We start from the raw sequence: 12628 nt of genomic DNA, 5'->3' as shown, positions 1-12628 counted from the left end.
TGAAACTTCCCTCTCAGCCGAACAGGACGTCGTCGTCGCCCAGGCGCTTCAGCTCCCGGTAGAGGATCGCGAGTCCGGTGACGATGGCGGCGGCGGACACTGCGGCGTCGATCAGCCGGAGCGTGTCGTGCTCCAGGCGGGCCTTCTTGGCCTGCTTCGCGACGCTCAGCGCTCCGAACGCGGTGGTGGCCATGGACACATACGTGCCGGTCCTGGACTTCTTGAAACCCTTGGCCTTCTGCAACGTGCTCACAGTGACGGTGCCTCCTCCAGCAGCGGGTGGCCCCAGCGTGCCACGAAGGCGGCCTCGACGGCCGCACCCACCTTGTAGAGGCGGTCGTCCTTCATGGCGGGGGCGATGATCTGCAGACCGACCGGGAGGTTGTCCTCCGGGGCCAGGCCGCAGGGCAGCGACATCGCCGCGTTGCCGGCCAGGTTGGTCGGGATGGTGCACAGGTCGGCGAGGTACATCGCCATCGGGTCGTCGGCGCGCTCGCCGATCGGGAAGGCGGTGGTCGGGGTCGTCGGGGAGACGATCACGTCGACCTGCTCGAAGGCCTTCTCGAAGTCGCGGGTGATGAGCGTGCGGACCTTCTGGGCGCTGCCGTAGTACGCGTCGTAGTAGCCGGACGACAGTGCGTACGTGCCGAGCATGATGCGGCGCTTGACCTCGTCGCCGAAGCCCGCCTCACGGGTGAGGGCGGTGACGTCCTCGGCGGACTTCGTGCCGTCGTCGCCGACCCGCAGGCCGTAGCGCATGGCGTCGAAGCGGGCGAGGTTCGAGGAGCACTCGGACGGGGCGATCAGGTAGTACGCGGAGAGCGCCAGGTCGAAGGACGGGCAGTCCAGTTCGACGATCTCGGCGCCCAGCTCCCTCAGCAGCTCGACGGACTCGTCGAACCGCTGCACCACGCCGGCCTGGTAGCCCTCGCCGCGGAACTGCTTGACCACTCCGACGCGCATGCCGGCGACCGAGCCGTTCCTCGCGGCCTCGACGACCGGCGGGACCGGGGCGTCGATGGAGGTCGAGTCCAGCGGGTCGTGCCCGGCGATGGCCTCGTGCAGCAGCGCCGCGTCCAGGACCGTACGGGCGCACGGGCCGCCCTGGTCGAGGGACGACGAGAAGGCGACCATGCCGAAGCGCGAGACCGCGCCGTAGGTCGGCTTGACGCCGACGGTGCCGGTGACGGCAGCGGGCTGGCGGATCGAACCGCCGGTGTCCGTGCCGATGGCGAGGGGGGCCTCGTAGGAAGCGAGGGCCGCGGACGAGCCGCCGCCGGAACCGCCGGGAATCCTCGTCAGGTCCCACGGGTTGCCCGTCGGGCCGTAGGCGCTGTTCTCGGTCGACGACCCCATGGCGAACTCGTCCATGTTGGTCTTGCCGAGGATGACGATGTCGGCGGCCTTCAGACGCTTGGTGAGCGTGGCGTCGTAAGGCGGGATCCAGCCCTCGAGGATCTTGGACCCGACCGTGGTCGGGATGCCCTCGGTGGTGAAGATGTCCTTCAGCGCCAGCGGCACACCGGCCAGCGGGCCGAGCTTCTCGCCCCGCTCGCGCTTCTCGTCGACCGCGCGGGCCTGCGCGAGCGCACCCTCACGGTCGATGTGGAGGAAGGCATGGACCTTCTCGTCCACGGCGTCGATCCGGGCCAGGTGCGCCTCGGTGACCTCGACGGCCGTGAGCTCGCCGGAGGCGATCTTCGCGGCGATCTCGGCCGCGGTGAGCTTGATGATGGGAGTGTCCGTCATGACTGTCTTAGTCCTCCCCCAGGATCTGCGGCACCTTGAAACGCTGCTGCTCCTGTGCAGGGGCACCGGAGAGCGCCTGCTCGGGGGTGAGCGAAGGACGGACGTCGTCCGCGCGCATGACGTTGGTCAGCGGCAGCGGGTGGGAGGTCGGCGGTACGTCTTGGTCGGCGACCTCGGAGACGCGGGCGACCGCGCCGATGATGTCGTCGAGCTGTCCGGCGAAGTGGTCGAGCTCTTCGTCCTTCAGCTCCAGACGTGCCAGCCGGGCGAGGTGAGCGACCTCCTCGCGCGTGATGCCAGGCATGCAGCGATCCTCAGGGGTGAGTGCGATGGTTTTGGCCCAATCCTATGGGGCCGCCGCCCGTCCCCGCGAAACGCTTTGCCAGGGCACCCACCGGCCCTCCCTCCGGGCGGGTGCCCGGCCACCCGATCCGCCCCGTCCCGGGGCCGCCGCACTTCTGCCCTACGCCCCTTCGGGAAGCCGCATTCCGCCACTCTCCGACGACCTTGTTCTGTCCATGCCCAGGTCCTGTCCGGGCGATCTTCTCGGGCTGGGAGTCGCCCGAGTACGCCGAGTACGAGGCCGATCTCCCCCAGCCTCGGGCCGGGTCGGGGCACCCCCGGCGGAGCCAGGGCGGACCCGCGAGGCAAACGGGCCGGTAGCCGTGCTCGGGCTGCGGGCGCGAGCGTCACGGCCGCCCTCCGGGCGACGCCCCCTCGCCATCACCGGCCTCGGCGGGACCACATGAACCATCGGCCCCTCGCCCGAGGACGGGTACGACATCCCGGACCCCTTCGCCATCTCGGGCCGCTCACGCCCCCTGGCGTGGATCCGCCCCAGGTGGGTCCATCCGCCCCCGGTGGTTCAGGCGGCCGTGCCGGAACTCCCGGCCGGCCGTCCCGCCTGCGGCGGGACCGGCGGACCTTGCGCCCGACCGGCCGGGACGCAGGTGTGCGCGGGCCAGGTCCTGTCCGGGCGACCTTCGAGGATCGGCCCGTGGCGTCGGATGCACGGGTCTCCCCGGGCCCGCCAGGGACCGAGGGGAAGCATGCGAGGCGGTGGGGGCACTCCCCCTTGCTCCGCCGGGGGCACCCCAACCGGCCGGAGGCCGGTGGAGAGCGCCCCCGTACTGGGCGCACTCGGGCGACTCCGACAACGCAGCGTGGGGGTACTCCCCCTGGCTCCGCCGGGGGTGCCCCCACCCGGCGGTGGCCGGTGGAGTGCCACAGCTGTCGTCGCGGGCCCGAGAAGATCGCCCGGACAGGACCTGGGGTCTTTCGTCTGGATCGGGCTGGATCGGTGAGCGGGGTCCGGTGCGTGCGATCGCAAGGCAGAGGAAGGAGCCCACGCGGAGCGTGGGCGACCGACCACAACGCTGCGAGCCTGCGTGCCGTGGCACACGAGCCCGGCAAGATCCAAACGTGAGGCCCTAGTTGACGACGTGGCCCGACGGACGGTCCGCCTCGGCGGGTGCGGCGGGCAGTTCCCCCGCAGGGCGGCGCCAGCCGTGTTCGCCGCGGGCACGGAGCCAGGCCGTGGTCTCCTGCGGCGGCATCGCGGCCGCGACGAGCCAGCCCTGGACCGCGTCACACCCCAGATCACGCAGCCGCTCCCAGGTCTCGTCGTCCTCGACCCCCTCGGCGACCACGAGAAGGCCGAGTGAATGGGCGAGGTCGACCGTGCAGCGCACGATCTCGGCGTCCTCCGCGTCGAATGCCAGCCGGGCCACGAACGACCGGTCGATCTTCAGTTCGCTGACGGGCAGTTTGCGCAGATGGACCAGTGACGAGTACCCGGTGCCGAAATCGTCCAGCGACATCTTCACGCCGTGACCGGTCAGCCCGGCCAGGGTGTCCGCGGCGCGCTGCGGATCCTCGAGCAGCACATGCTCGGTGATCTCCAGTTGCAGCGCCCATGCCGGAACTCCGTGGCGAGCGAGCCGTGCCGCGACGGCACCCGCGAAACCCGGGGTGTGGACGTCACGCGGCGAGACATTGACGGCGACCGGCACATTGAGTCCCTGGGCTCGCCACTTGGCGACCTGGCCCAGTGCCGTCTCCAGGACGTACTCCGTCAGATGGGGCATCAGCCCGGAGGACTCGGCGATGGCGATGAACTCGTCGGGCGGGACCCGTCCACGGTCCGGATGCACCCAGCGCACCAGCGCCTCGAGACCCGCCACCTGACCGTCGAAGCGGACCTTGGGCTGGTAGTGCAGTTCCACGTCGCCCGCGTCCAGCGCCCGCCGCAGGTCGCCGAGAAGACCGAGCCGGTCCGGCGTGTTCGAATCCCGTTTGGACTCGTACACCTCGACACCCGTACGGTCGCGCTTGGCCTGGTACATCGCCACATCCGCGCGCCTGAGCAGCCCTTCGGCGTCGAGCGCGTGATCGGGGAACACGGCGAGCCCCGCGCTCGCCTCCAGGACGAGCGTGAGGCCGTCGAGGTCGAGGGGCGAGGAGAGCTGGCCCACCAGATGACGGGCGACGCGCTGCGCGCTGGTGGTGGAGTCGGCCGTCGGAAGGAGCACGGCGAACTCGTCGCCGCCGAGCCGTGCCGCCTCGGCACCGCGCGGCAGGGCGAGCCGCAGCCGTTCCGCTATCTGAAGCAGCAGCCGGTCACCCGCCAGATGCCCGAGGGTGTCATTGACCGAGCGGAAACGGTCGAGGTCGATCAGGACGAGCGCAGAGCGGGCCCCCACGCCCTCGGCCTCCTCCAACGCCGCCCAGGTGCGCTCCAGCAGCCATTGACGGTTGGGCAGGCCCGTGAGCGGATCGCGCAGTTGCTCCTCGGCCCGCGCCCGGGCGATCCACAGGGTCGAGTCGAGCGCGATCAGAGGCACGGCGAAGAGCGGCAGCAGGACCGGCAGCGCGGTCGCCACCACACAGATCAGCGGGGTGATACCGAGCAGGGCCACCGCGACAAGGCCCTGCCGCAGCAGGGCCGAACGGGCGACGGTGGGCAGCCCACCGCCCTGCGGTGCCAGTGCGTACCACAGCAGCACCCGGGTGACGGCCAGATACGTCCCCGCCGCGAGCAGCAGCTCGGGGACCGCTTCCAGGCCCCAGGCGAGCGGCTGCCAGGGCTCCTCCACGGTCGGCGTCTCCCCGAATCCGGCAAGGACCAGCGCGGCGGCGCCGATGCCCAGGATGTCCGCCGCGCCGTGCAGCACTCCCTGGCGCCAGCGGTGCCGGCGGGCCGCGCCGGCGAGCACCACGACGGCCAGGCTGACCAGAGCCGCCGGCACCCAGCCGTAGAGCAGCAGCACGGCGAGGGAGAGGGCGGCACCTGAACCGGTGCCGCTCCACCAGCGGTCGCGGCCGAGTGCGACCAGATGGGCGACGACGATGCCGGTGAGCACAGCGAGGGACCAGCCCTCGGTGTCGCCGGGGAACAGGGCGTGCCCGTCCCTGAGGGTGCTGACGAGACCCACCGTCAGCACAACGGCGGCGAGCCCTGCGACCGCGAAGGGCATCCTGACGGCGAAGCCTGCAAACCCCGCGAATCCGCGCGGCCGTGAGACCGGGGCGGCGCTCTCGGTCGGTTCCATTCCCGTCCCTCTCACAGCCGGCGGTGCCGATGCCACGCGATGGCCCCCTTGTCATGCCACCACGGCTGGAAGGCCACCACACGCAGCCGTGCACGACAGGCGCACACCTCAACAGTAGGCCGGTGAAGGCTCTGACGGGCAGCGCTCTACTGCTCTTGCCCGAATGCAGCCCAGCCACCCTTATCCATCTGATATGCGCCGAACGGGTGACCCTCCAAGGGAGTTCCTGTCGAGCGTATGTACTACTCCCCGGCCGGCACCGCAGCTTCGCGGGCGGCCTCGGGACCCTGCTCGAGCAGTACGCCGAAGCCGTCCTCGTCGAGCACGGGCACCTTCAGCTGCATGGCCTTGTCGTACTTCGAGCCGGGGTTGTCACCCACAATGACGAATCCGGTCTTCTTCGAAACGGAACCGGTCACTTTCGCGCCGAGGCTCTGAAGCGTCTCCTTTGCGCCATCCCGGGTGTAGTTCTGCAGAGTTCCGGTGACGACGACGGTGAGACCCTCCAGCGGACGCGGCCCCTCGTCCTCGCCCGCGCCCTCCTCCTCCATGCGGACCCCGGCGGCCCGCCACTTGCGCAGGATTTCGCGGTGCCAGTCCTCCTCGAACCACTGCTTGAGCGAGGCGGCGATCGTCGGCCCGACGCCCTCGACGGCCGCAAGCTCCTCCTCCGTGGCCTGCTCGATCCGGTCGACGGACCGGAATTCGCGGGCGAGCGCCTCGGCTGCGACCGGGCCCACATGACGGATCGAGAGACCGGTGATGACACGGGCCAGCGGCCGCTGCTTGGCCGCCGCGATGTTCTCCAGCATCGTGAGCGTGTTCTTCTTGGGCTCGCCGAGCTGGTTGGCGAAGACCGTGACGATCTTCTCCTCGCCGGTCTTCGGGTCCCGCTTGGGCAGACCGCTGTCCTGGTCCAGGACGTAGGCCTTGATGGGCAGCAGTTGCTCGACGGTCAGGTCGAACAGATCCCCTTCGTCGGCCAGCGGCGGATCGGACGGCTCGAGCGGCTTGGTGAGCGCCGCGGCGGCGACATAGCCGAACGCCTCGATGTCCAGGCACTTGCGCCCGGCGAGATAGAACAGACGCTCACGCAACTGAGCCGGGCAGGTGCGGCTGTTGGGGCAGCGGAGGTCGATGTCGCCCTCCTTCATCGGCCTCAGCGCCGTGCCGCACTCGGGGCACTCGGCCGGCATCACGAACTCCCGCTCGGTGCCGTCCCGCAGATCGACGACCGGTCCCAGGATCTCGGGAATGACATCGCCGGCCTTGCGCAGCACGACCGTGTCACCGATGAGGACACCCTTGGCCTTCACCACGTCCTGGTTGTGCAAAGTGGCGAACTCGACCTCCGAGCCCGCCACCTTGACCGGCTCCACCTGGGCGTACGGAGTGATCCGGCCGGTACGGCCGACACCCACACGGATGTTGACCAGCTTGGTGTTGACCTCTTCCGGTGCGTACTTCCAGGCGATGGCCCAGCGGGGCGCCCGCGAGGTCGAGCCGAGCCGGCCCTGGAGGGGGATCTCGTCGAGTTTGACCACGACTCCGTCGATCTCGTGCTCCACGGAGTGGCGGTTCTCCCCGTGGTACGCGATGAACTCGCGGACCTCGTCGAGGGAGTTCACCACCTTGTTGTGCCGGGCGGTCGGCAGGCCCCACTCGCGCAGCAGCTCGTAGGCCTCCGAGAGCCGCTCGATCACCAGTCCGTCCCGTGCGCCGATGCCGTGCACCACCATGTGCAGCGGGAGCGTCGCGGTGACCTTCGGATCCTTCTGGCGCAGCGAACCCGATGCGGAGTTGCGGGGATTGGCATACGGCTGCTCACCCGCGGCCACCCGACGGGCGTTGAGCTCCTCGAAGGCCTCCATCGGGAAATAGACCTCGCCGCGGATCTCGACGAGATCCGGGATGCGCTCACCGCGCAGCCGCTCGGGAATGTCCGCGATCGTCCGTACGTTCGGGGTGATGTCCTCACCGGTACGACCGTCACCGCGGGTCGCCGCACGGGTCAGGCGGCCCTTCTCGTACGTCAGATTGACCGCGAGACCGTCGACCTTCAGCTCACACAGGAAGTGGTACGTCGACGTCCCGACCTCCCTGGCGACCCGTTCCGCCCAGCCCGCCAGCTCCGCCTCGTCGAAGGCGTTGTCGAGCGAGAGCATCCGCTCCCGGTGCTCGACGGCCGTGAACTCCGTGGCATAGGCGCCCGCGACCTTCTGGGTCGGCGAGTCGGGCGTGCGCAGCTCCGGATACTCCTCCTCCAGTGCCTCCAGCGATCGCATGAGCTGGTCGAACTCGGCATCACTGACGACCGGCTGGTCCTTCACGTAGTACCGGAAGCGGTGCTCCTCGATCTGCTCCGCCAGCTGGGCGTGGCTCTCCCGTGCCTCCGCGGGCACCGTCCCCTGCTGTTCGACAGCCACCGTTACGTCCTCCCGTTACCTCAGCCCTCAGTCCATCACTCAGGGTTGTCCGCGAGCGATCGCGCCGCCCGGACGCAGTGCGCGAGCGCCGCGCGCGCATATGCGGGCGAAGCACCCGCCAGTCCGCACGCGGGAGTGACTACCACGGACTCCTCGAGAGTCCCCGGACTCAGCCCCAGCCTGCGCCACAGCGTCCTGACACCCATGACGCTACCGGCAGGGTCCGACAATGGACCGTCCGTGGACGCCACGACTCCCGCGAAGAGCTTCGTGCCCCCCTCCACGGCCTCACCGATCGCCTCTTCGTCACGCTCGGTGAGAAGACCGAAATCGAACGAGACGCCCGCCGCGCCCGCGCGCCGGAGCAGGGCGAACGGCACGTCCGGGGCGCAGGAGTGCACCACCACCGGCCCGTCCGTCGTGCCCATCACGTCCCGCAGCGCGCCCTCGACGATCTGGCGGTCCACCGCCCGGTGCGTCCGGTATCCGCTGGCCGTCCTGATCCGCCCCCGCAGAACGGCGGTGAGGGAGGGCTCGTCGAGCTGGAGCACCACCCGGGCTCCGGGGACCCGCCGCCGCACCTCCGCGAGATGCGTACGCAGCCCCTCGGCGAGCGAGGCCGCCAGGTCACGGCAGGCGCCGGGGTCGCCCAGCGCGGCTTCCCCGTTCCTGACCTCCAGGGCGGCCGCGAGGGTCCACGGCCCTACGGCCTGGACCTTGAGCGGGCCCTCGTACCCCTGGGTGAACTCCTCCAGCGCGTCGAGGTCCTCGCCGAGCCAGGACCTGGCGCGCCGGGTGTCCCGCCCCGGCCGGTCGCTGATCCGCCAGCCGCTCGGCTCGACGTGCGCATACATCTCGACGAGCAGACCGATGGTCCGCCCGATCATGTCGGCGCCGGGGCCGCGCGCGGGCAGCTCCGGCAGATACGGGAAGTCCTCGAACGACCCGGTCACGGTCTTGGCCGCCTCGCGCGCGTCGCCGCCCGGCATCGATCCGACCCCGGTGGCGGGGGCCCAGCGGAAGCTCATCGTCCGGGCCGCACGGTCAGATCGTTGACCTCGGCGTCGCGGGGCAGATCCAGGGACATGAGGATCGTGGTCGCGACCGACTCGGGGTCGATCCACTTCGAGGCGTCGTACTCCTTGCCCTCCTGCTGGTGCACCTTGGCCTGCATCGGGCTGGCGGTACGCCCCGGATAGACGGAGGTGACCCGGACACCGTTCGGCTTCTCCTCCTGGCGCAAGGAGTCCGCGAGCGCCTTGAGGCCGTGCTTGGAGGCGGCGTAGGCGCTCCATTCCGCATGGGCGTTGAGCCCGGCGCCCGAGTTCACGAAGATCACCGCGCCCTGGGAGACGCGGAGTTGGGGCAGCAGCAGCCGGGTCAGCTCCGCCGGGGCCACCAGGTTCACATTGAGCTGGGCCTGCCAGCTCTTCGGTGTGAGGTCGCCGACCCGGCCCAGGTCCACGACGCCCGCGATGTGCAGCAGCGAGTCGAGGCGTTCGGGCATCGTCTGGTGGGAGAAGGCCCAGGACAGCCGGTCGGGCGTGCCGAGGTCGCCGACGAGGGTGCGGGAGCCCGGATGGGCCGCGGCCAACTCCTTGGCGCGACCCGCGTCACGGGCGAGCAGTACCAGCTCGTCGCCGCGTTCGTGCAGCCGGCGCGCGACGGCAGCGCCGATGCCGGAGCCCGCCCCGGTGATCAGATGTGTAGCCATGCCAGCAATGCTCGCATCACCTGATGCCCGCGCACTCCTCGAGGTGGGCGAGCGCGCCGACGCCGTCCTCGGCGAAGAACACGAGGTCGGTGAGGGGTACGGGCAGGAAGCCCTCGTCCTCCATCCGCTGGAACTGCTGCTTCAGACCGTCGTAGAACCCGGCCGCGTTGAGCAGCACCACCGGTTTGGTGTGCTTCCCGTGCTTCTTCAGCTCCAGGATCTCGGTCGCCTCGTCCAGTGTGCCCGTACCTCCCACCATGATCACGACGGCGTCGGACTTGGCGAGCATCAGTGCCTTTCTCTCGGCGAGATCGCGGGCCACCACCATCTCGTCGGCGACGGGCCTGGCCTTGTGCTGCAGGAAGTCGACCGAGACACCGACAAGCCTGCCTCCGGCCTCCTGCACCCCGTCCGCGACGACCTTCATCAGGCCGACGTCCGAGCCTCCCCACACCAGGGTGTGGCCGCCCTTGCCGAGCAGTTCGGCGAATTCGCGGGCGGGCCGGGTGTAGCGCTCGTCGAGGTCGGCGGCGGAGAGGAAGACACAGATGTTCATGCGGTCCACCGTAAGGGGCTCCGAGGGAGGGTGACCCCGGAGGCCGGAGACGTCCGCCGGCCGGCTCCCCGTTCACGAACCGGCGATCCGGCCGGCTCCCGTTCACGAAGCCGTCGTTCCGGACCCACGCCGGTCGGGCGCCGGGCGAGCACGGCTCGCAGGGCGCGCCTGAACCGTTTCTGCTCGCCGGGGACCGCCGCAGCGACGCCCTGGAGTTCTGCCGGGGCGAGGGGATGCCGTCGGCGGTTCGGGCCGCGTGCAGCGCTCCCCGATGCGGGCCGTCCTCGAGGCGCCGTCCCACACCCTGGCGTACGACCAGCGGTACGGGCGACGGGCGAGTGCCGACGGACCGGCTCCGGGCGACCGGTGCGCGCGTGATGGCAGTGGAGGGCGGCGCCGGACCGGCAGCGCGAGAGGGTACGGGTGGTCGCCGAGGCCCTCGCCCGTGGCCGGCACCGCACTCGCACGCGTCGCACCCGTGGTGGCACCGCATGTCCTGGCGCCGGTGCCGGTCGGCTTTCCCCGGGGTTGGGTCCGGTGGACCCGGCCGACCGGGGCGGACCGACGGGTTATGCCACGGCGGTCGCGCTCCGCGTCGTCGTCGCGATCGTCGCCGAGCCGACCACGCGCGTGCCGTCGTAGAGCACGATCGCCTGGCCGGGTGCCACGCCGCGGACGGGCTCGGTGAACGTCACCCGCAGCTCGTCGTCCACCATTTCCGCCGCCACCTCGGTCTCACCCCCGTGGGCACGCAGCTGCGCCGTGTACGTACCGGGGCCGGCGGGGGCCGTACCGCACCAGCGGGGCTTGATCGCGGTGAGGGCGCTGACCTCGAGCGACTCGGCCGGACCCACCGTGACGGTGTTGTCGACCGGCGAGATGTCCAGCACGTACCGCGGCTTGCCGTCGGGTGCCGGGTGGCCGATGCGCAGGCCCTTGCGCTGTCCGATGGTGAACCCGAAGGCGCCCTCGTGGGTGCCCACCTTCGTGCCCGACTCGTCCACGATGTCGCCCTCGGCCTTGCCGAGGCGGGAGGCGAGGAAGCCCTGGGTGTCACCGTCGGCGATGAAGCAGATGTCGTGGCTGTCGGGCTTCTTCGCCACGGCCAGACCGCGCCGCTCGGCCTCGGCCCGGATCTCGTCCTTGGTGGTCAGGGTGTCGCCGAGCGGGAACATCGCGTGCGCGAGCTGCTTCTCGTCGAGCACGCCGAGGACGTACGACTGGTCCTTGGCCATGTCGCTCGCGCGGTGCAGCTCCCGGGTGCCGTCGTCCCGCACCACCACCGTCGCGTAGTGCCCCGTGCACACGGCGTCGAAGCCCAGAGCCAGCGCCTTGTCCAGCAGGGCGGCGAACTTGATCTTCTCGTTGCAGCGCAGACAGGGGTTCGGGGTGCGACCGGCCTCGTACTCCGCGATGAAGTCCTCGACCACGTCCTCGCGGAAGCGCTCGGCGAGGTCCCAGACGTAGAAGGGGATGCCGATGACGTCGGCGGCGCGGCGGGCGTCCCGGGAGTCCTCGATGGTGCAGCAGCCGCGCGCGCCGGTACGGAAGGACTGCGGATTCGCGGAGAGCGCCAGGTGCACCCCGGTGACATCGTGCCCCGCCTCGGCGGCGCGGGCGGCGGCGACGGCGGAGTCCACTCCGCCGGACATGGCGGCGAGCACACGGAGGGGGCGCTGGGGTGTCTGAGTCATAGCCCTACCAGAGTACGGGGCCGCGGGAACCCGGGACCCGCGAGTGGACGTTCGGGAGGTGACGAGGTCCTGGGAGGGCCGAGAAGGGGCGGCATGGGGAGCAGGAAGACGCGGACCGGCATCGGCCGGCGGGCGGTACTGATCGGTGGCGGAGCTGCGCTCGTCGGTGCCGGGGTGACGGCGCAGGACGAGCTGAGGCGTCTGTGGTGGCGGCTGCCCGGTATGGAGAAGAAACGCGTGGAGGGCGAGCTGGACCATGTCGGCGCGGTATGGACGGCCGCCGCATCGGCGAACTGGCGCCGGGCCGACCGTCCCGACGACTACACCATCGACCGGGTGGTGATCCATGTCGTCCAGGGCAGCTTCCTGACCGCCCTGAAGGTCTTCAGAAACCCGGGTCACCGCGCGGCGACGCACTATGTCGTGGGGAAGGACGGGCGGATCGCCCAGATGATCCGCGAGCTCGACGTCGGCTACCACGCCGGGAACAGGGACATGAACGAGCGGAGCATCGGCATCGAGCACGAGGGCTTCGTCGACCGGCCGCAGGACTTCACGGACGCGATGTACGCGTCATCGGCGCGGCTGACCGCCGGTATATGCAAGCGGTACGGAATCCCGGTCGACCGGGAGCACATCGTCGGCCATGTGGAGGTACAGGGAACGGACCACACCGACCCCGGCCCGCACTGGGACTGGGACCGGTATCTGAAGCTGGTGCGGCGGGAGATGACGGCGCCGTCGCCCAGCCAGGCGCAGCGGACGACCGCGGCCGGGCAGAGAACCCCGGCAGGCCCGTTCCGGTCAGAGCACTAGGGGTCTTTCGTTCGGATCTTGCCGGGCTCGCGTGCCCCGGCACACCGATCCAGCCCGATCCAAACGAAAGGTCCTACGTCCGGTCCGGGCAATCTTCGAGGATCGGCCCGCGGCGTCGGATG

The 12628-nt window shown here is 70.7% G+C and carries 10 protein-coding genes; 1 reads left to right on the top strand and 9 read right to left on the bottom strand.

The window, feature by feature from the left end:
- Window positions 1-13: 13 nt before the first annotated feature.
- The 9 genes from AC068D_RS24900 to mnmA form a co-directional block, all read right to left on the bottom strand.
- Window positions 14-253, bottom strand: a complete 240-nt coding sequence (locus AC068D_RS24900; protein ID WP_478825255.1) for a hypothetical protein — start codon at window positions 251-253, stop codon at window positions 14-16.
- Window positions 250-1749: an Asp-tRNA(Asn)/Glu-tRNA(Gln) amidotransferase subunit GatA gene (gene gatA, locus AC068D_RS24895; RefSeq protein WP_478825254.1), complete on the bottom strand. Its 1500-nt coding sequence runs from the start codon at window positions 1747-1749 to the stop codon at window positions 250-252. The genes AC068D_RS24900 and gatA overlap by 4 nt, the downstream gene beginning before the upstream one ends.
- 7 nt (window positions 1750-1756) lie before the next feature.
- Complete coding sequence (gatC, locus tag AC068D_RS24890) at window positions 1757-2053, bottom strand: Asp-tRNA(Asn)/Glu-tRNA(Gln) amidotransferase subunit GatC (RefSeq protein ID WP_478825253.1); 297 nt, start codon at window positions 2051-2053, stop codon at window positions 1757-1759.
- A 1126-nt stretch (window positions 2054-3179) separates the two neighbouring features.
- Window positions 3180-5300 carry a putative bifunctional diguanylate cyclase/phosphodiesterase gene (locus tag AC068D_RS24885; protein ID WP_478825252.1) on the bottom strand — a complete coding sequence of 707 codons (2121 nt, stop codon included), beginning with the start codon at window positions 5298-5300 and terminating at the stop codon, window positions 3180-3182.
- A 242-nt stretch (window positions 5301-5542) separates the two neighbouring features.
- Complete coding sequence (gene ligA, locus AC068D_RS24880) at window positions 5543-7726, bottom strand: NAD-dependent DNA ligase LigA (RefSeq protein WP_478825251.1); 2184 nt, start codon at window positions 7724-7726, stop codon at window positions 5543-5545.
- Between the two features lie 35 nt (window positions 7727-7761).
- Window positions 7762-8754: a methionine synthase gene (locus AC068D_RS24875; RefSeq protein WP_478825250.1), complete on the bottom strand. Its 993-nt coding sequence runs from the start codon at window positions 8752-8754 to the stop codon at window positions 7762-7764.
- Window positions 8751-9440 carry an SDR family oxidoreductase gene (locus AC068D_RS24870; RefSeq protein WP_478825249.1) on the bottom strand — a complete coding sequence of 230 codons (690 nt, stop codon included), beginning with the start codon at window positions 9438-9440 and terminating at the stop codon, window positions 8751-8753. The genes AC068D_RS24875 and AC068D_RS24870 overlap by 4 nt, the downstream gene beginning before the upstream one ends.
- Before the next feature lie 16 nt (window positions 9441-9456).
- Complete coding sequence (locus AC068D_RS24865) at window positions 9457-9996, bottom strand: LOG family protein (RefSeq protein ID WP_478825248.1); 540 nt, start codon at window positions 9994-9996, stop codon at window positions 9457-9459.
- A gap of 569 nt (window positions 9997-10565) precedes the next feature.
- Window positions 10566-11690, bottom strand: a complete 1125-nt coding sequence (gene mnmA / locus AC068D_RS24860; protein ID WP_478825247.1) for a tRNA 2-thiouridine(34) synthase MnmA — start codon at window positions 11688-11690, stop codon at window positions 10566-10568.
- A 93-nt stretch (window positions 11691-11783) separates the two neighbouring features.
- On the opposite strand from mnmA, the gene AC068D_RS24855 reads away from it, so the two are divergent.
- Complete coding sequence (locus AC068D_RS24855; protein ID WP_478825246.1) at window positions 11784-12506, top strand: N-acetylmuramoyl-L-alanine amidase; 723 nt, start codon at window positions 11784-11786, stop codon at window positions 12504-12506.
- Window positions 12507-12628 lie beyond the last annotated feature (122 nt).

This window comes from Streptomyces sp. NPDC043861, assembly GCF_056435905.1.
Note: the sequence above shows the minus strand (reverse complement) of the source record. Positions and strands in the feature narration are given on the sequence as shown.

Coding starts and splice junctions, on each gene's coding strand:
- AC068D_RS24875 (WP_478825250.1), bottom strand. CDS start 8,754: ATGAGCTTCCGCTGGGCCCCCGCCACCGGGGTCGGATCGATGCCGGGC.
- AC068D_RS24855 (WP_478825246.1), top strand. CDS start 11,784: ATGGGGAGCAGGAAGACGCGGACCGGCATCGGCCGGCGGGCGGTACTG.
- gatC (WP_478825253.1), bottom strand. CDS start 2,053: ATGCCTGGCATCACGCGCGAGGAGGTCGCTCACCTCGCCCGGCTGGCA.
- AC068D_RS24865 (WP_478825248.1), bottom strand. CDS start 9,996: ATGAACATCTGTGTCTTCCTCTCCGCCGCCGACCTCGACGAGCGCTAC.
- gatA (WP_478825254.1), bottom strand. CDS start 1,749: ATGACGGACACTCCCATCATCAAGCTCACCGCGGCCGAGATCGCCGCG.
- AC068D_RS24885 (WP_478825252.1), bottom strand. CDS start 5,300: ATGGAACCGACCGAGAGCGCCGCCCCGGTCTCACGGCCGCGCGGATTC.
- AC068D_RS24870 (WP_478825249.1), bottom strand. CDS start 9,440: ATGGCTACACATCTGATCACCGGGGCGGGCTCCGGCATCGGCGCTGCC.
- mnmA (WP_478825247.1), bottom strand. CDS start 11,690: ATGACTCAGACACCCCAGCGCCCCCTCCGTGTGCTCGCCGCCATGTCC.